The 20345-nt window shown below is 64.6% G+C and carries 18 protein-coding genes; 13 read left to right on the top strand and 5 right to left on the bottom strand.

All coding sequences use genetic code 11. The annotated features are described in order from the left end of the window. Positions 1–312: 312 nt before the first annotated feature. Positions 313–2241, top strand: a complete 1929-nt coding sequence (locus GGD62_RS20355) for an alkyl/aryl-sulfatase (RefSeq protein ID WP_183709799.1) — start codon at positions 313–315, stop codon at positions 2239–2241. 103 nt (positions 2242–2344) lie between these two features. Here the strand turns inward: GGD62_RS20355 and GGD62_RS20350 are convergent, their stop codons facing one another. Continuing rightward, the gene (locus GGD62_RS20350) at positions 2345–3415 is read right to left on the bottom strand and encodes a glycosyltransferase family 4 protein (protein ID WP_183709797.1); all 1071 of its coding nucleotides are present in this window, start codon (positions 3413–3415) and stop codon (positions 2345–2347) included. Positions 3416–3689: 274 nt separating this feature from the next. Here GGD62_RS20350 and GGD62_RS20345 point away from each other — a divergent pair, with 274 nt between their 5' ends. Genes GGD62_RS20345 through GGD62_RS20330 form a run of 4 tightly spaced genes read left to right on the top strand, consistent with a single transcriptional unit; the run spans position 3690 to position 9565 of the window. Continuing rightward, positions 3690–5453, top strand: a complete 1764-nt coding sequence (locus GGD62_RS20345; RefSeq protein WP_092259756.1) for an ABC transporter ATP-binding protein — start codon at positions 3690–3692, stop codon at positions 5451–5453. Between the two features lie 58 nt (positions 5454–5511). Continuing rightward, positions 5512–7716, top strand: a complete 2205-nt coding sequence (locus GGD62_RS20340; RefSeq protein ID WP_183231496.1) for an amylo-alpha-1,6-glucosidase — start codon at positions 5512–5514, stop codon at positions 7714–7716. 20 nt (positions 7717–7736) lie between these two features. Continuing rightward, on the top strand, positions 7737–8255 hold the full coding sequence (locus GGD62_RS20335; protein ID WP_183237911.1) for a PRC-barrel domain-containing protein: 519 nt from the start codon (positions 7737–7739) through the stop codon (positions 8253–8255). Between the two features lie 23 nt (positions 8256–8278). After that, complete coding sequence (locus GGD62_RS20330; protein ID WP_018322733.1) at positions 8279–9565, top strand: MFS transporter; 1287 nt, start codon at positions 8279–8281, stop codon at positions 9563–9565. 78 nt (positions 9566–9643) lie between these two features. Here GGD62_RS20330 and GGD62_RS20325 read toward each other — a convergent pair whose 3' ends face one another. The 4 genes from GGD62_RS20325 to fixL all read right to left on the bottom strand — a co-directional run bounded on the left by GGD62_RS20325 (position 9644) and on the right by fixL (position 13087). Further along, positions 9644–10342: a helix-turn-helix domain-containing protein gene (locus GGD62_RS20325; RefSeq protein WP_026202804.1), complete on the bottom strand. Its 699-nt coding sequence runs from the start codon at positions 10340–10342 to the stop codon at positions 9644–9646. A gap of 103 nt (positions 10343–10445) precedes the next feature. After that, positions 10446–10862, bottom strand: coding sequence for a response regulator transcription factor (locus GGD62_RS20320; protein WP_018322735.1), 417 nt, complete (start codon positions 10860–10862; stop codon positions 10446–10448). 73 nt (positions 10863–10935) lie between these two features. Further along, on the bottom strand, positions 10936–11553 hold the full coding sequence (gene fixJ, locus GGD62_RS20315; protein ID WP_018322736.1) for a response regulator FixJ: 618 nt from the start codon (positions 11551–11553) through the stop codon (positions 10936–10938). Positions 11554–11566: 13 nt separating this feature from the next. After that, positions 11567–13087: a sensor protein FixL gene (gene fixL / locus GGD62_RS20310; RefSeq protein ID WP_183709795.1), complete on the bottom strand. Its 1521-nt coding sequence runs from the start codon at positions 13085–13087 to the stop codon at positions 11567–11569. Between the two features lie 200 nt (positions 13088–13287). Between fixL and GGD62_RS20305 the strand changes: the two genes are divergently transcribed. From GGD62_RS20305 to GGD62_RS20270, 8 genes are all read left to right on the top strand, one after another. Next, the gene (locus GGD62_RS20305) at positions 13288–14121 is read left to right on the top strand and encodes a universal stress protein (RefSeq protein ID WP_179739622.1); all 834 of its coding nucleotides are present in this window, start codon (positions 13288–13290) and stop codon (positions 14119–14121) included. Positions 14122–14155: 34 nt separating this feature from the next. Continuing rightward, positions 14156–14581, top strand: coding sequence for an HPP family protein (locus GGD62_RS20300; protein WP_092259746.1), 426 nt, complete (start codon positions 14156–14158; stop codon positions 14579–14581). A 220-nt stretch (positions 14582–14801) separates the two neighbouring features. After that, positions 14802–16451, top strand: coding sequence for a cytochrome-c oxidase, cbb3-type subunit I (ccoN, locus tag GGD62_RS20295; protein ID WP_183709793.1), 1650 nt, complete (start codon positions 14802–14804; stop codon positions 16449–16451). Positions 16452–16462: 11 nt separating this feature from the next. Beyond that, positions 16463–17197, top strand: a complete 735-nt coding sequence (ccoO, locus tag GGD62_RS20290; protein ID WP_179739619.1) for a cytochrome-c oxidase, cbb3-type subunit II — start codon at positions 16463–16465, stop codon at positions 17195–17197. 13 nt (positions 17198–17210) lie between these two features. Beyond that, on the top strand, positions 17211–17375 hold the full coding sequence (locus GGD62_RS20285; protein ID WP_018322742.1) for a cbb3-type cytochrome c oxidase subunit 3: 165 nt from the start codon (positions 17211–17213) through the stop codon (positions 17373–17375). A 6-nt stretch (positions 17376–17381) separates the two neighbouring features. Next, positions 17382–18257: a cytochrome-c oxidase, cbb3-type subunit III gene (gene ccoP / locus GGD62_RS20280; RefSeq protein WP_183709791.1), complete on the top strand. Its 876-nt coding sequence runs from the start codon at positions 17382–17384 to the stop codon at positions 18255–18257. A gap of 112 nt (positions 18258–18369) precedes the next feature. Further along, on the top strand, positions 18370–19836 hold the full coding sequence (ccoG, locus tag GGD62_RS20275; protein ID WP_183709789.1) for a cytochrome c oxidase accessory protein CcoG: 1467 nt from the start codon (positions 18370–18372) through the stop codon (positions 19834–19836). 15 nt (positions 19837–19851) lie between these two features. After that, complete coding sequence (locus GGD62_RS20270) at positions 19852–20343, top strand: FixH family protein (RefSeq protein ID WP_183237915.1); 492 nt, start codon at positions 19852–19854, stop codon at positions 20341–20343. Positions 20344–20345: the final 2 nt, after the last annotated feature.

Here is a 20345-nt window from a genome sequence, read left to right as displayed (position 1 = left end):
CTACAAAGCTCGGCTGTCCTGTCCGCTTCACCGCCATCGATACCTCCAAGGCTTTGCCCTAGGGAATCACAACTGGCGGATTACGCAACAGGCCCCTTGTGGGAGAGGGTGGCTCGTCGCGTAGCGGCGAGACGGGTGAGGGGTATCTATCCTCGCGGACGCTCTCGCGAGCGGAGAGATACCCCTCATCCGGCGCTTCGCGCCACCTTCTCCCACAGGGGGAGAAGGGGACAGCATCCGTGTTGCCGCCGGCGATGGCAATCACCCGCCAGATGCGGTTAGATGCCGCGCAACCGGCGGGGAGGAGCAAGCATGACAGAACCCAGCAGCGAGCCAAAGGACGCGACGCCGTCCGTCATCGCCCAGCAAGCGGCGATGCTGAACGCGCTGCCGTTTTCCGACACGCGGGATTTCGACGACGCCGCGCGCGGGTTCCTCGGCACGATCGAGAATGCGACGATCACGAACCCGCAAGGGCGGACGGTCTGGAGTCTCGCGCCTTACGGCTTCCTGTCCACCGAAGAGGCGCCACCCACGGTCAATCCGAGCCTGTGGCGGCAGTCGCGTCTCAACATGCAGCACGGCCTGTTCGAGGTCGTGCCCGGTGTCTACCAGGTGCGCGGGCTCGACATCGCCAACATGACGCTGATCGAAGGCGACAGCGGCGTCATTGTCGTCGACACGCTGACCTCGATCGAAGGTGCCCGCGCCGCGCTCGATCTCTATTTCAGGCATCGCGGCCTAAAGCCCGTCGCGGCCGTCATCTTTACCCACACCCACACCGATCATTGGGGCGGCGCGCGCGGCGTGCTGGAGGAAGACGCACTCGCGACTAGCCGCGTGCCGATCATCGCGCCGAACCTGTTCATGGAGCACGCCGTCTCCGAGAACATCATCGCGGGCCCCGCGATGCTGCGCCGGGCGCAGTACCAGTTCGGGCCGCTGCTCGCCAAGGGGACGCGGGGGCAGGTCGATTGCGGGCTCGGCAAGTCGATGGCGGCAGGCTCCGTCGCGCTGCTGCGCCCGACCGATTTGATCATGGCGACCGGCGACAGGCGCGTCATCGACGGCGTCGAATTCGAATTCCAGATGGCGCCGAACAGCGAAGCACCGGCGGAGATGCATTTCTTCATCCCACGCTACAAGCTGTTGAACCTCGCCGAGAACTGCACGCACAATTTCCACAATCTGCTGCCGTTCCGCGGTGCCGACGTGCGCGACGCGCTCGCCTGGTCAAAATATCTGGGCGAGGCCTTGCAGCTCTGGGACGGCAAGGCGGAGGCGATGTGCGGCCAGCATCATTGGCCGGTGTGGGGAGCTGAGCGCATCGGCACGATGATCCGGCAGCAGCGTGACCTCTACAAATTCGCGCACGACCAGACCATCCGCCTGATGAATCACGGCCTCACCGCGGCGGAGATCGCCGAGACGATCCAGCTGCCGAAGAGCCTGGAAGGCGCCTGGCACGGCCGCGGCTATTACGGCCACATCCGGCACAATGTGAGGGCGATCTACCAGAAATATCTCGGCTGGTACGATGCCAACCCGGTCAATCTCGATCCGCTGCCGCCGGTGGAGTCAGGCAGGAAATACGTCCAGTATATGGGCGGGGCGGATGCGATCCTGGCGCGGGCACGTGCGGATTTCGACAAGGGGGAATTCCGCTTCGTCGCCCAAGTGCTCGGCCATCTCGTTTTCGCCGAGCCCGATCATGCGGCGGCGCGCGCGTTGCTCGCCGACACGCTGGAGCAGCTCGGCTACGTCGCCGAGAGCGCGACCTGGCGCAACGCCTATCTGTTCGGTGCGCAGGAATTGCGCCAGGGCATGCCGAAGGTGCCGGCGCGCCCGCCGATGCCGCGCGAGACGCTGGCGGCGCTGCGCACCTCGCAGCTCTGGGACGTGCTCGGCATCCGCCTCAACGGTCCGAAGGCGGAGGGAAAGCACGTCGTGCTGAACTGGAGTTTTTCCGATACCGGCGAGACCTTCGTGCTCAATCTGGAGAACTGCGCGCTGACCTACACCGAGGGCGTGCAGGTGGAGGGCGCCGATGCCAGCTTCACGCTGACGCGCGCAACGCTCGACGAGGTGATCGCCAAGCTGACGAGCTTTCCGGAAGCCGTCGCTGCAGGGAGGGTCAAGCTGTCGGGCAACCCGATGAAACTCGCCGAGCTGATGGACCTGATGGACGAATTCCCGCGCATGTTCGAGATCGTGGAGCCGAAGCGGGCGGTGGTGAGGTAGGGAAGGCCGTGTTGACGCGCTGAGGACGTCACACTCCGCTGTCGTCCCCGCGAACGCGGGGACGACACTGTTGATTGGTCTGCGACGCCGTTGGTTGGCTAGCTTACTCCGCGCTGCTCACCAGCTTGATCCGCGGCGACTGTTCCTCAGCGAGGCTGCGGTAGGCGGCGAGGTAATCCAGCGCCATTCGCCGCGCCGTGAAACGCGTCTCGAACTGTTTGCGGATCGCGGTGCGGTCGAGTTGCGGAAGGCGATTGACGACGCCGGCTGCGCTGAGGATGTCCTCTACGACGAAGCCGGTCAGCCCCTCGTCGATGATCTCCGGCACCGAGCCGCGGTTGAAGGCAACCACCGGCGTTCCGCAGGCCATGGCTTCGATCATCACGAGGCCGAACGGCTCCGGCCAGTCGATCGGCAGCAGAAGGCCGAGTGCGCCGCTCAAAAAGTCCGACTTCTCGTGATCGCTGATCTCGCCGATGAACTCCACCAGCGGATTGTTCTCGATCATCGGCCGGATCAGCTCGTCGTAGTAATCCTGGTCGGCACGATCGACCTTGGCCGCGATCTTCAGCGGAATGCCGCAATGGGTCGCGATCTTGATGGCGCGGTCGACGCCCTTCTCGGGCGCGATGCGGCCGAGCACGGCGAGATATTCCTGTTTCGCCGGCTTCGGCGTCAGCAAATTCTCCGGAAGACCGTGATGAATCGTCGTCACCCAGTTCGCCTGCGGCACCGGCCGTCGCTGCGCATTAGAGATCGAAATGACGGGCATCTTGGAGAAGGTGTTGAACACCGGCTGATGCTCCGGCAGGTCGAGCCGGCCGTGCAGCGTGGTCAGGAACGGCGTCGGCTGGCGGTGGAACAACGACCACGGATAATAGTCGAGATGGAAGTGGAGGAAGTCGAACTCCTCGTCGTCACATTTTTGCCGCACGCGCTCCAGCAGCACCATGTGCAGGGCGTTTGGATCGCGCACGGAACCGTCGAGACGGAGTGCCTTCGGCCACAGTGCATCCAGCTTGGCCGAGGTCCGTGAATCGCCGCTGGCGAACAAAGTCACGTCGTGCCCAAGGGCCACCAACTCTTCCGTCAACCAATGCACCACCCGCTCGGTGCCGCCATACAGCTTGGGTGGAACAGCCTCCGTCAACGGAGCTACCTGCGCGATGCGCATCTCACCATCTCCTTTGCGATCATAAAGGTTGAAACCCCCCGCCAGTACGGCACCGGCATGCCAGACAAGGGAACGTTCCCGCACTTGCGAAGTTCCTTCCTCCGAACGTTACATCTTCGACACGTCCGCGGGTCGTCTCGATGCTGCCACGACATCTTCTCAGATCGTCCGCATCCGCATGTCGTGATCGCCCGGCCCGGGAACCGAGGCGACGAGGTCGATGTTCAGTCGATCAGTAACAAAACGAAAATCAGCATAACGGGGCGATAGCCATATGGATCATCTTTCTGGATACGCGCGCAGGCCATTTGCCTTTGTCTTGCGCTATCTTCGGATGCGAATCGCATCGCATCTGGTGATCCTGGCCGCGGTCGTTGCAGCGGTTGCCTGCTCCGTAGGCACCCAATACGGGGTCAAATCGCTCGTCGACGCCTTGTCAGCGGGTCCTTCGCAAGGCGGCGGCGTATGGCTGGCATTCATTTTACTCATGTCGCTGATCGCCGCCGACAACTTCCTGTGGCGGATCGCGAGCTGGACGGCGAGTTTCACCTTCGTTCGTGTCACGGGTGATTTACGGCGTGACATATTTCGTCATCTGACCGGACACGCGCCCAGCTACTTCTCGGACCGGATGCCCGGCATGCTGACGAGCCGCATCACCGCGACGTCGAACGCGGTGTTCACGGTCGAGAACATGTTCGTCTGGAACGTGTTGCCGCCCTGCATTGCCACAATTGCGGCAATCGCCCTGATTGGAACCGTCAGTCCTTACATGGCGCTTGGCCTGATCGTGATTGCCGGCGGCATGGTGGTTGCGATGTTCCGTCTCGCCGCGGCGGGCAAGCCGCTGCACGACGACTTCGCCGACAAGGCCGCCGTGGTTGACGGCGAGATGATCGACGTCATCAGCAACATGCCGCTGGTCCGTGCCTTCTGCGGTATCGGCCACGAGCACGAGCGGTTCGACGCGACGGTGAACCGGGAACTGACCGCGCGGAGCCGCAGCCTGCGTTATCTGGAAAAGCTGCGGCTGCTGCATGCCGCAGTGACCGTGCTTCTGACGATCGCGCTGATGGCCTGGGCAGTCACGCTCTGGCAGCATGGCGAGGCGACGACCGGCGACGTGGTGCTGGTCTGTACGCTCGGTATTTCCATCCTGAGCGCGACGCGCGACCTCGCGGTGGCGCTGGTCGACGTCACCCAGCACGTTGCGCGACTGACCGAGGCGATCGCCACGCTGCTGGTGCCGCACGATCTGCGCGATCACCCCGACGCCGAGCCGCTGGTGAAGAGCGGCGCGGCGATCGCGTACAATAACGTTACCTTCGGCTATCCCGGCGGCGAGAAGATCTTCGAGCGCTTCAGCCTGCGGCTCCAGCCCGGCCAGCGCGTCGGCCTGGTTGGTCAATCCGGCGGCGGCAAGTCTACGTTGTTCACGCTGCTGCAGCGCTTCTACGACACCGATGAAGGCAGCATCACGATCGACGGACAGGACATTTCGAAGGTCACGCAGCTCAGCCTGCGCGAGGCGATCTCCGTGGTGCCCCAGGATATTTCCCTGTTCCACCGTTCCATCCGCGAGAACATCCGCTATGGTAGGCCGAACGCGACCGATGACGAGGTACTGCGCGCGGCGATCGCGGCGCGCTGCGATTTCGTCGAGAGCCTGCCTGATGGCCTCGACACCATGGTCGGCGACCGCGGCGTCAAGATGTCCGGCGGGCAGCGCCAGCGCATCGCCATCGCGCGCGCGTTTTTGAAGGATGCGCCGATCCTGCTGTTGGACGAGGCGACCGCCGCGCTCGACAGCGAATCGGAGGAGGCCATCCGCGAGGCGCTGTCCCGCCTGATGCGCGGCCGCACGGTGATCGCGATCGCGCATCGGCTGGCGACGCTTCGCAATTTCGACCGCGTGGTGGTGCTGAGGGCTGGCAAGATCATCGAGGACGGCGCGCCCGACCGACTGATGCAGGGTCACGGTCCCTACCGTGAGCTGGTGACGCAGGAGATGAGCCGGCTCGCGAAGTTCGCCGCGTAAACCCAACAGTCGCGTTCGCGTTGGTTGCGTTTCGAAACAAGGCGCAGGGGAGCAGCTCATGGCAGCCGAAGCCGTAACCAAGATCATCTCCGTATCGCAGACGGTGGAGGCCGTCGCGGAGCAGACGTTCTACATTCCGATGACGGGGCCCGCCGCGCGGCCGCGGCGGTCCCTGAAACATGACGACACCTTTATCGTGCTCGACAGCCATGGCGACATCGGCGCGTCGGCCGGCGGGCCGGACGGCTTGTTTCACTACGACACCCGCTATCTGGCGCGGCTGGAGCTCGTGCTCGACGATCTCCAGCCGCTGCTGCTCGGCTCCAACCTGCGCGACGACAATTCGGCGCTCACCGTCGATCTCACCAATCCCGACATCTACCGGCAGGGCCGCCTCGTCTTCCAGAAGGACCTTCTGCACATCGTGCGCACGATTTTCCTGTGGCGCGGCACGGCCTATCAGCGCATCGGCGTGCAGAACCACGGCGACGGCCGCGCCAGTTTCGAGCTGACGCTGCTGTTCGACAACGACTTTGCCGATCTGTTCGAGGTCCGCGGCGAGCGCCGTCCGCGCCGCGGGACCGGCACGAGCAAATTGCTCGGGCCGACCGACGTGCTGTTCGAATATCGCGGCCTCGACGACACCGAGCGCACTACGGGCCTGCATTTCGACCCGCGTCCGACGCGGCTGTCGGTGAATGCCGCGACCTGGCAGCTCGAGCTTGACCCTCATGAATCGAAATCGCTGTTCGTAGCCGTATCCTGCAACCGTCCGGTCGCCGAGAAGCCCGCACGCTTCTTCAGGGGCTTGCTCGCCCATCGCCGCGAGATGCGCCGGTCCACGATGGGCGCCGCCAGCATCGAGACCTCTAATAACATCTTCAACGAGGTGCTGTGCCAGGCCATGGCCGACCTCAACATGCTGATGACGGAGACGCCGCAGGGGCGTTATCCCTATGCCGGCATTCCCTGGTACTCGACGACGTTCGGCCGCGACGGCCTGATCACCGCGCTCCAGATGCTGTGGGTCGATCCGCGCGTCGCCAAGGGCGTCTTGCGCCGGCTCGCGCATTTCCAGGCCAAGGCGACAGATCCGCTCGCCGATGCCGCGCCGGGCAAGATCCTGCATGAGATGCGCGGCGGCGAGATGGCGGCGCTGCGCGAGGTGCCGTTCGCGCAATATTACGGCAGCGTCGATTCGACCGCGCTGTTCGTCCTGCTCGCCGGGAGCTATTTCGAACGGACCGGCGACGAGAAGACCTTGATCGAATTATGGCCGGCGATCGAGGCGGGGCTGGCCTGGATCGACGGTCCCGGCGATCCCGACCAGGACGGCTTCGTCGAATACCAGCGCGCCACAGAGAAGGGACTCGCCAACCAGGGTTGGAAGGATTCCTACGACGCGATCTTCCATGCCGACGGCCAGCTTGCGGAAGGCAACATCGCGCTCGCCGAAGTCCAGGGCTACGTCTACGCCGCCAAGCTGCTCGCCGCGCGTTGCGCGCTGCGGCTCGGCAAGCCGGACCGCGTGCGCAAGCTCGAGGCCGAAGCCAGGACGCTGGCCGAGCGCTTCGAGAAGGCATTCTGGTGCGAGGAGCTCGGCACCTACGCGCTCGCCCTCGACGGCAGGAAGCGGCCCTGCAAGGTGCGGACTTCGAACGCCGGCCAGGTGCTGTTCAGCGGCATGATCCGCGAGGACCGTGCCCGCCTCGTCGCCGCCGATCTGATGCGGCCGCATTTCTTCTCGGGCTGGGGTATCCGCACCGTCGCGCAGGGCGAAGTGCGCTATAACCCGATGTCATATCATGACGGGTCGATTTGGCCGCACGACAACGCGCTGATCGCGCTCGGGCTCGCGCGCTACGGCCTGAAGCATTCGGTCGCGCATGTCTTCAAGGGGCTGTTCGACGCCGCCACCTATATGGACCTGCGCCGGTTGCCCGAATTGTTCTGCGGCTTCCGGCGCGAGAAGCGGCGCGGCCCGACGCTCTATCCGGTCGCCTGCGCGCCGCAGGCCTGGGCCAGCGCGACGCCGTTCACGCTGCTGGAGGCGGCGCTCGGCATCGAGTTCGACGTGGCGCGCAGCGAGATTCGCCTGCGCAACCCGCATCTGCCGGCGTTCCTCAACGAGGTGATCCTGCGCGATCTCAGGCTCGGCGAATCCAGCGTCGATCTTCGCGTCAGCCGCCACGGCGACGACGTGGCGCTGGAAGTCTTGCGCACGCGCGGCCAGATCCAGGTGTCGATCGTGCTGGCGCGCTAGCGGCGCGCGGGGAGAGTGTCATGCGTGCGGTCGGAGCGTTGTTCCTTGGCATAGCCATCGTCGCGGGCCTGGCGGCGGCCACGTCGCGCGCCGCAGAGGAGCCGCCTGCAGGGCAGAGCGAGGCGAAAGCGCCGACGGCACCGTCGCCGACCTCGGCCGTCCCTGTCACGCCGAAGGACGCAGCGCCGCCGCCGTCGGTGACCATCATCGGCGCGAGCGAGGCCCATGGCGTGCTCGGCCGCGACGTGCGTAGCGCCGCGGATGAAGACATGGGCCGCATCGTCGACGTCATCGTCGACCGCGGCGGCCATGTCCGCGCCGCAGCCATCGATTTCGGCGGATTTCTCGGCGTCGGCAGCCGCAAGATCGTGGTGGATTGGAACGCATTGCGCTTCGGCAAGATTGCCAACAAGAAAGACAGCATCACGCTGGAACTGACCAAGGCGCAGGTCGCGGCCGCGCCCGAATACAAGGAAGACACGCCGATCGTCGTGCTCGGCGCATCCGGCAGCCTTCAACCGCTGCAAGCGATCCAGTGAGGTGCCGGGAGGGCTGACCGCCTGTGCTGTTGTCGAGGAAGCCGAACCATGCAGATCGTGACGGCCGCGCCGAGCAGGACAACGTCGCCGCGCCATCGGCCGCGGGCATTCCTGCGCCGTCGCGCCAGAGCCTGCGCGGCCTCGACTGGTTCATCTTCTTCCTCGCCGACGTGCAGACCGGATTCGGTCCCTTCATCGCGGTCTATCTGACGACCCAGAAATGGACCCAGGTCGAGATCGGCCTCGTGCTGTCGATCGGTGGTATCGTCGCGTTGATCGGGCAGATGCCGGGCGGGGCGATCATCGATGCCGCGAAATCGGAGCGACTGGTCGCCGCCCTCGCGATCGCGACCATCGGCGCTTGCGCGCTGGCCTATGCGGCGATGCCGATCTTTCCCGTGGTGGTGGCCGCGGCCACCTTGCACGCGGCGGCGAGCTGCGTGCTGGGGCCGGCGATTGCGGCGATCAGCCTTGGTCTGGTCGGCCCGTTCGCGATCGGCGAGCGGCTCGGCCGCAACGCGCGCTTTGCCTCCCTCGGTAACGGCGTTGCCGCGGCGGTGATGGGTACCGCGGGCTATCTGTTGTCGAGCCGCTCGGTCTTCCTGGTCACCTTCCTGCTCGCGATCCCCACCCTGATCGCGCTCTCGCGCATCCGTGAGAATGAGGTCGACATCGCCCGCTGTCATGGCGAGATGCCGCGCGAATCGGCGGATCGCGGCGACACCAACATCTGGCACCTGATCCGGCAGCGTCCGCTCATCGTCTTCGCGCTCAGCGTGCTGCTGCTGCAACTCGCGAATGCCGCGATGATGCCACTGATGGCGAGTGCAGTGACGGCGCGGTCCGCCCAATGGGCGACAGTGCTCGTCGCCTTTTGCATCGTCGTTCCGCAAGCGATCGTGGCGCTGCTGTCACCGACGGTCGGCCGCAAGGCGCAAGCGTGGGGCAGGCGGCCGCTGCTGCTGATCGGGTTCGGTGCGCTGGCGATTCGCGGCCTGTTATTTGCGACCGTGCGCGATCCGTATCTGCTGGTCGCCGTGCAGGTGTTTGACGGCATCACCGCGGCGGTGTTCGCGGTGATGATTCCGCTGATCGTGGCCGACGTCGCCTTTGGCAGCGGCCATTTCAACCTGGCGCAGGGCATCGTCGGCACCGCAACCGGCATCGGCGCGTCGCTGAGCACGGTGCTCGGAGGCTATGTCAGCGACAAGTTCGGCAATGCGACCGCCTTCATCGGGCTGTCGGGTGTGGCCGCGACCGGGCTCTTGCTGATTCTCTTCGTGATGCCGGAGACGCGGCGCACGGCATGACTCGAGGCCCAAAGAAAAAGGCCGGCCGAAACGCGTTCGGCCGGCCAAGTGGGTAGGAGGAGGAAGATCAGGCGAAGCTCAGGCGTCGAGATGTTGCAGGCGCTGGCGGTTGCGCAGCACGATCTGGCGGGCGCCGGAGAAGCCCAGAATGCCCTGGGCGTGGAGCTGCGACAGCGCGCGAGACACGGTTTCGAGGGTGAGGCCGAGATAGTCGCCGATGTCGCGGCGGCACATCGGCAGCGCCATCATGCCGGCAACGGCGAGGCGGCGGTCCATTTCGAGCAGGAAGGTCGCAACGCGCTCCATCGCGGTCTTGCGCCCCAGCAGCAGCATGTGGTCCTCGGCATGGCGCAGCTCGGAGGCGGTCATGGCCCAGAGCTTGCGGGCGACCTGGACGTCGGTGCCTGCGGCCTTCTCGAGGCTGGCGCGCTTCACGAGACGCACGGTGGTGTCGATGATGGCTTCGGCAGCAAGGCGGTGAGCGGGACCGGATTCGAGGCCGAACACGTCGCCGGGAAGATGGAAGGCGCCGATCTGGCGGCGGCCGTCGGACAGGAGCTTGTAGCTGCTCACTGCGCCGGACACGACCTGGTAGACATATTCGGCCGGCTCGTCCTCGCCATAGATCTCCTCGTCCTTGCGGTAGGAGAACTCGGTGGCGACGAGGCCGACATGGCCGGTGATGGCGCCGAACTGGTCGGTGACGGGATGGCCGGGGGCGATCTTGCCAACAATCTGGGTGTTGATCGCCTGGGTGTTGAGGGTCTGGGTGAGCATCTGCGCCATCTCCGTTGTGATGACGCTTTGGTACGCGGTATCGGGGGTTTCGAAAATTTCGAGCGATATCTTAAGGGGGTCTACCTACGTAGAATCCCGTAGGTCACGCGCGGGGGCGGTCCTGAATCGCGCGGCGAATGCGCTTGATCAGGGTTTCGTCGAGAAGCGGCTTCAAAACCACGTCTTTGACGCCCGCCGCAGCCGCACGGGTCGAGATGTTCTCGTCCGGATAGCCGGTGATCAGGATCACGGGGGCGCCGCGGTCGGCCTCGCGCAGGCGGCCCGCAAGCTCGATGCCGTTGATGTCGGGCATCTTGTAGTCGATCACGTAGCAGTCCGCCCCGCGCGCGCCGCCGGCGTTGAGCAGCGCGGTGCCGCTCCTGAAGGTCCGCACGGCAAAGCCGTCGGTTTCCAGCAGGAACCGCAGAGAGCCCAGGACGGCGGCATCATCATCGACCACGTACACGGTGGGGAGCGCTGAGGACGACGGCCGCTCGTGATGTGAACCGACCTCGATCATGCTGCTTGGCTAGCACGGCGCCGGGAAGGGGCCTTGACTTGGCTCAATCCCGTTTGCCCCTATCCGACGTGCCTCAATCGTTGAGCATGCCGGCGCGCATTGCGAGGCGGACCAGCTCCGACAGGCTGTTGGCTTGCATCTTGGTCATGACGTTGGCGCGGTAGACCTCGATGGTGCGCGGGCTGATGTCGTATTCGCGGGCGATCAGCTTGTTGGACAGGCCCGCGATCAGCCCCTCCATGACCTGGCGCTCCCGGGGGCTCAAGGAGGCGACGCGGGCGGCGATGTCCTGCGTGACGGCGTCGCTCTTGGCGGCGGGCTCGGCCTGGCGGATCGCCGATTCGATCATGGTGGTGAGGCGGTCGTCCTCGAACGGCTTTTCCAGGAAGTCGACCGCCCCAAGCTTCATCGCCTCGACCGCGAGCGGCACGTCGCCATGACCGGTCATGATCAGGATCGGAAACGGGCTCTGCTGCGCCTTCATCCGCTTGAGCAGCTCGATCCCGTCGAGTCCCGGCATGCGCACGTCGGAGACGACGCAGCCGAAGGCGAGGCCGGGCAGGGCGTCGATGAAGCTCTGCGCATTGTCGAACAGCGTGACGCCGAAGCCGGCGGAATCCAGCAGGAAGTTCAGCGAATCCCGCATCGCCGCATCGTCGTCGATGACGTAGATATGTCCCTTGGTGGTCATGAATTGGTTCTCGTCAGTCAGTTCTCGGGGTCGCCGGCAAGGTGAAGCGGAATGTCGCGCCGCCCGATGCATTGCTCTCGGCCCACATGCGGCCGCCGTGAGCCTCGATGATCGAGCGGCTGATCGACAGTCCCACGCCCATGCCGGTTTCCTTTGTGGTGAAGAAGGTCTGAAACAGGTTTGGAATGACGTCGCCCTGGAAGCCGGAGCCGGTGTCGGAGACCTCCACCTCGATCATGTCGTCGGCGACGCGGGTGTTGGCCACGACGAGCTCGCGGCGCGACGACTGCGCCATCGCCTCCAGCGCGTTGCGGAACAGATTGACCAGCACCTGCTGGATCTGCACCCGGTCGGCGAGGACGAGATCGGCGTCGGGATCGAGGCTGAAGCGGAGCTGCACGTTCTGCTCGCGCGCGCCGGCGAGCCCGAGCGCGCCGGCCTCCTCGATCAGCTTGGACAGGCTCTCGACCCGCTTCTCCGACTCGCCGCGCGAGACGAAGTCGCGCAGGCGCCGGATGATCTGGCCGGCGCGCAAGGCCTGCTCCGCCGCGCGATCCAGCGCGCTTTCGATCTTCGGCGTGTTCGCGTCGGTGCTGCCGGCGAGCAGCCGCCGCGATCCCTTCATGTAATTGCTGATCGCGGCCAGCGGCTGGTTGAGCTCGTGGGCTAGCGCGGAGGCCATTTCGCCCATCGCGGTCAGTCGCGAGACGTGGACCAGCTCGGATTGCAATTCCTGGAGCCGGGCCTGGGTCTGCTGGTGCTCGGTGAGGTCGCGGACGAATCCCGTGAAATAGGGCTCGCCGGCGGATTCCATCTCTCCGATCGACAGGTGCATCGGAAAGGTCGTGCCGTCGCGGCGCTTGCCGGTCACGATGCGGCCGATGCCGATGATGTGCGGATCGTTCGTGGAGCGGTAGCGGGCGATGTAGCCGTCATGGCGGGTGCGATCGGGCTCCGGCATCAGGATGCTGACGTTCTGACCGATCGCCTCGTGCTCGGACCAGCCGAACAGGCGCTCCGCGGCCGTGCTGAACAGCTGCATGATGCCGTGGCCGTCGATGACGATCATGGCGTCGGGAATAGTATGGAGAATCGAGCGGAGGTGGGTCTCGCGCGTGCGCAGCGCCTCCTCGACCTGCTTTTCCTCGTCGATGTCGAGAAAGATGCCGCTGAGATGACGCGCCGTGCCGGCTTCGTCCCGAATGAGTCCGGCCCGGGCGCGGATCCATTGCCCGTTGCCTGAGGTGTTCGCGACCTTGAAAGACACGTCGAAGCTGCCGCCACGCTCGGAAACGCGCTTGATTGCGCTCTCGACCCGCTCCCTGTCCGTCGGTTGAAGCCGCGACAGGAAGAGATCGTAGCTCGCTGGCTGACCCGGCTCGACGCCGAGCAGGGCTCTGGCGGTATCGGACCAATCCAATTCCCGTGTCGCGAGGTCGAGATCCCAGGTGCCGACGCCAAACCCTTCGATCCGAACGCGAAAACGTTCGCCCCCACCGTCGTCCTGCGAGTGCGTTACGCGGGTCGGCGACAAATGATGTTCCTCATCCTGATGCGGCGGCTCCGGACGCGGTTACCGCTCCCCTAATGTCGCCTAAGGCCGGGCCGGAGGCAAGTTCTGTCGGCTTGCCGATTGACGGCAAGTCGGGCGCCGGCGCCCTCCTTGATCTATCTCATCCCGATGTGCGGAGGCAGGTGTAAATTTTACCAAAGTCTTTGCACTGGAGAATACCGATGACATACGCGACGGTGATGGTCAGCCTGGCGCTCGACCAGTCCAACGAAGCGCGTCTTCAGGTCGCGGGCGAACTCGCCGAACGATTCGAGGCCACGCTCGTCGGGGTTGCTGCAGCCCGGTTTACGCCGCCGCTTTATTTCACCGACGGTGCGGAGGCCCAGCGCCTGATCGATCAGGAGGAGGCCTCAGTCAAGCGGTGTCTGGGCGATCTGGAGGCGGAATTCCGCGCCGCGACCCGGACTCGCGGCGGGCGCGTGGAATGGCGCTGCGCCACGGATTTTCCCACGCGGTTCGTCCTGGCTCAGGCGCGCTGCGCCGACATCATCGTCAGCGGCGGGCAGAGTCCGGCCTTCTCCGATGCCTTTTCGCTCGCAAGCCCCAGGGACTTGGTGATGCAGGTCGGCCGACCGTTGCTGGTGGTGCCTGATCGAATCAACTGGCTCGATCTGCGGAATGTGCTGGTGGCGTGGAAGGACACGCCGGAGGCGCGGCGGGCGGTGGCCGATGCGCTTCCGATGCTGCGCAAGGCAAGAGACGTCACCATCGCCACAATTCCGGAGCGCGACGACGACCGTTCGGTCGTGATGGCCGGCGTCACCGACGTTGCCGCCTGGCTCGCCCGCCACGGCGTCACCGCGGCCGCGCGGATCTGCGAAGGCGCCCGGAACGAAACCGCCGCCGCGCAATTGGAGAAAGTCGCCGGCGACGTCGATGCCGGACTGATCGTTGCGGGTGCCTATGGTCATTCGAGGTTTCGTGAATTGATCCTGGGAGGCGTCACCCAATATCTGGTCACGCAGACCGCCCGCAGCGTGCTGCTGTCGCACTGACGGCCGGCCAGAATCGAATCGAGGAGGACGCGCCGTGTACAGATTTCTTGAACAGACCGTCGACGGCTACATGACGCGCAACGTCAAGGCGGTGCAGCGCGACCGTGACCTGCTCGAGCTCAGCCAGATGTTCGAAACCGACGATTTCAACTCCTATCCGGTCGAGGACGACGGGCAGGTGGTCGGCATCGTCACCAAATTCGACATCCTGAAGTGCTTCGCCTTCACGCCGAGCCAGATGCTGCCGCGCTATCACGACCTGATGAGCCGCAAGATCGGCGACGTCATGACGCCCGAGTTCATCTATGTCAGCCCCGACACGCGGCTGACGCGCGTGCTCCAGATCATGGTGGAGCACCGCATCAGGAGCATCATCGTGCTCGATGGTGCGCAGAAGCTGGTCGGAATCATCGCCCGTGAGGATGTCATCGCGGCGCTGAAGGCGACGGCGCGCGACTGACGCACTATCCCTGATCGATTTCATTGTCGCCTCCGTGATCATACGGAGGTTATTCCCGCTTGCGGCGTCACGCCGGGCGGTCTGCTCGTGCGTCGAGATTTTGAAGGGAACCAGCGGGATCGCCTGCTCCGAAGAACTTAAATGCCGCTCTTGATTTCAATCAATTCCGAGTGAGGATGAATGTGGTTTCTGGCGCTGTGTTCTTTCAGAGAGAATCCGCATGAGCCAGCCCTCCATCTCCAAATCCATGACCATCGGTGAAAGCGGCCTGGCTGTCGTGTTCGCAGTCACCGCTTTCCTCTGCGTGGTCGCTTCGGCCAAGGCGCTCGATGCGCCGTTCGCCTTCCACGCCGCGCTCAGCGCGGCGGCGAGCCTTGCTGCGGTGTTCGTCATCGTCAACCGCTACCTCGACCGTCCGGTGGCGCTGCCGCCACAGGAGATCAACGGGCGCCCGAATTACAACATGGGCCCGATCAAATTCTCCTCCTTCATGGCGATGTTCTGGGGCATTGCCGGCTTCCTCGTCGGCCTCATCATCGCCTCGCAGCTGGCATGGCCTGCGCTGAACTTCGACCTGCCCTGGACCAGCTTCGGCCGCCTGCGGCCGCTGCACACCTCCGCCGTGATCTTCGCCTTCGGCGGCAACGTGCTGATCGCGACCTCCTTCTACGTGGTGCAGAAGTCCTGCCGCGCGCGCCTCGCCGGCGACCTCGCGCCCTGGTTCGTCGTGGTGGGGTACAATTTCTTCATTTTGATCGCCGGCACCGGCTATCTGCTCGGCGTCACTCAATCGAAGGAATATGCCGAGCCGGAATGGTATGTCGACCTGTGGCTGACCATCGTCTGGGTCGTCTATCTGCTCGTCTTCCTTGCCACGGTCATCAAGCGCAAGGAGCCGCACATCTTTGTCGCGAACTGGTTCTATCTCGCCTTCATCGTGACGATCGCGGTGCTGCATCTCGGCAACAACCCGGCGCTTCCCGTCTCGGTGTTCGGCTCGAAGTCCTACGTCGCCTGGGGCGGCATCCAGGACGCCATGTTCCAGTGGTGGTACGGCCACAACGCGGTCGGCTTCTTCCTGACCGCCGGCTTCCTCGCCATCATGTACTACTTCATCCCGAAGCGCGCCGAGCGGCCGATCTATTCCTACCGGCTGTCGATCATCCACTTCTGGGCGCTGATCTTCCTCTACATCTGGGCAGGTCCCCACCATCTGCACTACACGGCGCTGCCGGACTGGACGCAGACGTTGGGCATGACCTTCTCGATCATGCTGTGGATGCCCTCCTGGGGCGGCATGATCAACGGCCTGATGACGCTGTCGGGCGCCTGGGACAAGCTGCGCACCGATCCCGTGCTGCGCATGCTCGTGGTCTCCGTCGCCTTCTACGGCATGTCGACCTTCGAAGGCCCGATGATGTCGATCAAGGTGGTCAACTCGCTCAGCCACTACACCGACTGGACCATCGGCCACGTGCACTCTGGCGCGCTCGGCTGGGTCGGCTTCGTGTCCTTCGGCGCGCTCTACTGCCTGGTTCCGTGGGCCTGGAATCGCAAGGGACTCTACAGCCTGAAGCTCGTCAACTGGCACTTCTGGGTCGCGACCCTCGGCATCGTCCTCTACATCTCGGCGATGTGGGTGTCCGGCATCCTCCAGGGCCTGATGTGGCGCGCCTACACCTCGCTCGGCTTCCTCGAATATTCCTTCATCGAGACCGTCGAGGCGATGCATCCCTTCTACATCATCCGCGCCGCCGGCGGCGGGCTGTTCCTGATCGGCTCGTTGATCATGGCCTATAACCTCTGGATGACCGTTCGCGTCGGCGAGGCGGAAGTCCAGATGCCCGTCGCTCTTCAGCCGGCGGAATGAGGAGCTCCACCATGTCGTTCTGGACACGCCACCAAATCTTCGAAAAGAACTCGATCATCCTGATCGTCGGCATCCTGCTGGTGATCGCGATCGGCGGGCTCGTCGAGATCACCCCGCTGTTCTACCTCAAGAGCACGATCGAGAAGGTCGACGGGGTCAGGCCCTACACGCCGCTGGAGCTGGCGGGCCGCAACGTCTACGTTCGCGAGGGCTGCTATCTCTGCCACTCGCAGATGGTCCGCCCGCTGCGCGACGAGGTCGAGCGCTACGGCCACTTCTCGCTCGCCGCGGAGAGCATGTACGACCATCCGTTCCAGTGGGGCTCGAAGCGCACCGGCCCCGACCTTGCCCGCGTCGGCGCAAAGTATTCCGACGACTGGCACGTCACCCATCTGACCAACCCGCGCGCGATCGTGCCGCAGTCGGTGATGCCGGGCTATCCGTTCCTCAGCCAGACCGAGGTCGATCCGGACACGATCTCCGACCACATGCGAACGCTGAAGGCCGTCGGCACGCCTTATACGGACGACCAGATCGCCAACGCGGGCGCCGACATGAAGGCCCAGGCCGACCCGGACAATTCCGGCGGCGACGCCTTCAACAAGCGCTACGCCAAAGCCGTCGTGCGCAATTTCGACGGCAAGGCCGGCACGCCGACCGAGATGGACGCGCTGGTCGCGTACCTGCAGATGCTCGGCACGCTGGTCGACTTCAAGATCTACAACGAGAAAGCCAATCTTCGCTGAGAAGGCATGAACGATGAAAGCTATCCTGTCAGTCCATAATCTAGCGTCCGAGCTCGTGACGACGATCTGGACCCCGGTGTTCGTCGCGATCTTTCTCGCGATCATCGCCTACGCATTTTGGCCCCGTAACAAGGCTGTCTTCGACGAAGCAGCGCACCTGCCGTTGCGGGAGGAGTGAGAGACCATGACCGATCATCATAGCGACATCGACTCCGTCTCCGGCAAGTCCACGACTGGACACGAGTGGGACGGTATCAAGGAGCTCAACACACCGCTGCCGCGCTGGTGGGTGATCTCGTTCTACCTCACCATCATCTGGTCGATCGGCTACTGGATCGTCTATCCGGCCTGGCCGCTGATCTCCAGCAATACCACGGGCATGTTCGGCTACTCCTCGCGCGCCGACGTCGCGGTCGAGCTCGCCAACCTCGAGAAGATCCGAGGTGACAAGATGGCGGCGCTGGGCGTCGCCTCGCTCGCCGACATCGAGAAGGACCCGGCCTTGCTGGCGCTCGCCCGCGCCAAGGGCAAGACCGTGTTCGGCGACAATTGCGCGCCTTGCCACGGCTCGGGTGCCGCCGGCGCCAAGGGCTATCCGAACCTGAACGACGACGACTGGCTGTGGGGCGGCACGCTCGACCAGATCATGCAGACCATCCAGTTCGGCGCGCGCTCCGGTCATGCCAAGACCCATGAGGGCCAGATGCTCGCCTTCGGCAAGGACGGCGTGCTGAAGCCCGACGAGATCGTCACGGTCGCCAACTACGTGCGGTCGCTGTCGGGCCTTTCAACCCGCAACGGCTTTGATGCCGCCAAGGGCGAGAAGATCTTTGCGGAGAATTGCGTCGCCTGCCACGGCGACGGCGGCAAGGGCAATTTGGAAATGGGCGCCCCGAACCTCACCGACAAGATCTGGCTCTACGGCTCCGACGAAGCGGCTCTGATCGAGACCATCAGCCAGGGCCGCGCCGGCGTGATGCCGGCCTGGGAAGGGCGGCTCGATCCCGCCACCATCAAGGCAATGGCTGTCTACGTCCACTCGCTGGGCGGTGGAAAATAGCAGATCTCGCTGCAGACGGGGGTGAACAAAAATGCCCCCGTTTGCGCTGGATCAACTGACGCGGCGGTGTCGGGTCTAGGTTCAATCGCACCTTTTCGAGAAGCTCCAGGCGATGAACAAGACCGTGAACCCCAAAGACCTCACATCGGAAGATGACGTCGGGCCGCTCTACGCAGCCCACAAGAAGGTCTATCCCCAGAGCGTCTCCGGCACGTTCCGCCGGATCAAATGGAGCCTGATGGCGATCTGCCTCGGCGTCTATTATTTCCTGCCGTTCGTGCGCTGGAACCGCGGTCTCGGCGCCCCCAGCCAGGCGGTGCTGATCGATCTTCCCAATAGCCGCTTCTACTTCTTCTTCATCGAGCTGTGGCCGCAGGAGGTCTACTACTTCACCGGCCTGTTGATCGTGGCCGCGGTGGCGCTGTTCCTGATGAACTCGGTCGGCGGTCGCATCTGGTGCGGCTATCTCTGCCCGCAGACGGTGTGGACCGACTTGTTCTATGCCGTCGAACGCCTGGTCGAGGGTGACCGGCGCGAGCGGATGAAGAAGGACAAATCGTCCGACCCGTTGAAGCTCGAGCGGATCTCCGAGATCGTGCTCAAGCATTCGATCTGGCTCATGATCGCCTGGTGGACCGGCGGCGCCTGGGTGCTCTACTTCAACGACGCGCCAACCCTGGTGAAGGAGCTCGTCACCTTCCAGGGCCCGATGATTGCCTATGTCTGGATCGGAATCCTCACGGCGACGACCTATCTGCTCGCCGGCTACATGCGCGAGCAGGTCTGTACCTATATGTGCCCGTGGCCGCGCATCCAGGCCGCGCTCACCGACGAATGGGCGCTGAATGTCACCTACCGCTACGATCGCGGCGAGAAGCGCACCTCGGTCAAGAAGGCCGCCGAGCTGCGCGCGCTCGGCGAGCAGGTTGGCGATTGCGTCGATTGCTACCAATGCGTCGCGGTTTGCCCGACCGGTATCGATATCCGCAACGGACCGCAGATGGAATGCATCCAGTGCGGCCTGTGCATCGACGCTTGCGACAACGTCATGACCAAGATCGGCCGGCCGAAGCGACTGATCGGTTACGACAACGACATCAACATCCATCGCCGCCAGGAGGGCAAGGTGCCGATCTACCGGATCGTCCGGCCCCGCACCATCGTCTACAGCGCGATCATCGCGGCCATCGGCGGCTTCATGGTCTACACGCTGGCGACGCGCCGCCTGCTCGACGTCAACGTGCTGCACGATCGCAATCCGGTCGCGGTCAAGCTCAGCGACGGCTCGATCCGCAACGCCTACACGGTGCGCCTGCTGAACAAGAGCGGCTACGACCGCGCCATCGCCATCGACGTGGAGGGGCCAGCCAACCCCACGATGCATGTCGTCGGCGTCGATTCGGTGACGCCGGACCGGCCGATCATCGTGATTCCTCGCGACTCCACCAGTGAGCTGCGGCTGCTCGTCACCGCGCCAGCCGAGAACAATCCGGAGAAGTCGATTCCGGTCCGCTTTCACGTCATGGACATTGGCCTCGGCGTCGCCGCGAGCGCCGTCGACAATTTCGTCGCGCCGTAGATCCAGGAGACTATCATGGCATCCGCCCCGAAGCCGCTGACCGGAACGAAAGTCTTCCTGATGCTGGTCGCCTTTTTCGGCCTCGTGATCGGCGTCAACGTCACCATGATGAAGCTCGCGATCGCGACGCTGCCCGGCACCGAGGTCGACAGCCCCTATGCCGCGGGACTGACCTATGATCGCGAGATCTCGGCAGCGCAGGACCAGACCGCGCGCAAATGGAAGGTCAACGCCCATATCGAGCGCCGCAACGACGGCGGTGCCTTGCTTCAGGTCGAAGCACGCGATGCCGGCGGCCAGCCGATCGCCGGACTTAAATTCGGCGGCCGGCTGGAGCGGCCGACCGACAAGCGGGCCGATCTCGCCGTCGAGCTCACCGAAGCCGGCATCGGCCTCTATCGCGGCAATGCCGCCTCCGTCGCGCCCGGGCAATGGGATCTGGTGATCGAGGGCGAGGCGCGGGGGACGCGCGTGTTCCTGTCGCGTAACCGCGTGATCCTGAACTGAAG

This window comes from Bradyrhizobium sp. ERR14, assembly GCF_014198235.1.
Classification (GTDB): Bacteria; Pseudomonadota; Alphaproteobacteria; order Rhizobiales; family Xanthobacteraceae; genus Bradyrhizobium.
Note: the sequence above shows the minus strand (reverse complement) of the source record. Positions and strands in the feature narration are given on the sequence as shown.

Bases quoted from the DNA above. Each gene is read 5' to 3' on its own strand.
- GGD62_RS20285 (WP_018322742.1), top strand. From the start codon at position 17,211: ATGAAAGCTATCCTGTCAGTCCATAATCTAGCGTCCGAGCTCGTGACG.
- ccoO (WP_179739619.1), top strand. From the start codon at position 16,463: ATGTCGTTCTGGACACGCCACCAAATCTTCGAAAAGAACTCGATCATC.
- ccoG (WP_183709789.1), top strand. From the start codon at position 18,370: ATGAACAAGACCGTGAACCCCAAAGACCTCACATCGGAAGATGACGTC.
- fixJ (WP_018322736.1), bottom strand. From the start codon at position 11,553: ATGACCACCAAGGGACATATCTACGTCATCGACGACGATGCGGCGATG.
- GGD62_RS20350 (WP_183709797.1), bottom strand. From the start codon at position 3,415: ATGCGCATCGCGCAGGTAGCTCCGTTGACGGAGGCTGTTCCACCCAAG.
- GGD62_RS20345 (WP_092259756.1), top strand. From the start codon at position 3,690: ATGGATCATCTTTCTGGATACGCGCGCAGGCCATTTGCCTTTGTCTTG.
- GGD62_RS20320 (WP_018322735.1), bottom strand. From the start codon at position 10,862: ATGATCGAGGTCGGTTCACATCACGAGCGGCCGTCGTCCTCAGCGCTC.
- GGD62_RS20305 (WP_179739622.1), top strand. From the start codon at position 13,288: ATGACATACGCGACGGTGATGGTCAGCCTGGCGCTCGACCAGTCCAAC.
- ccoP (WP_183709791.1), top strand. From the start codon at position 17,382: ATGACCGATCATCATAGCGACATCGACTCCGTCTCCGGCAAGTCCACG.
- ccoN (WP_183709793.1), top strand. From the start codon at position 14,802: ATGAGCCAGCCCTCCATCTCCAAATCCATGACCATCGGTGAAAGCGGC.
- GGD62_RS20335 (WP_183237911.1), top strand. From the start codon at position 7,737: ATGCGTGCGGTCGGAGCGTTGTTCCTTGGCATAGCCATCGTCGCGGGC.
- GGD62_RS20270 (WP_183237915.1), top strand. From the start codon at position 19,852: ATGGCATCCGCCCCGAAGCCGCTGACCGGAACGAAAGTCTTCCTGATG.
- GGD62_RS20325 (WP_026202804.1), bottom strand. From the start codon at position 10,342: ATGCTCACCCAGACCCTCAACACCCAGGCGATCAACACCCAGATTGTT.
- GGD62_RS20355 (WP_183709799.1), top strand. From the start codon at position 313: ATGACAGAACCCAGCAGCGAGCCAAAGGACGCGACGCCGTCCGTCATC.
- GGD62_RS20340 (WP_183231496.1), top strand. From the start codon at position 5,512: ATGGCAGCCGAAGCCGTAACCAAGATCATCTCCGTATCGCAGACGGTG.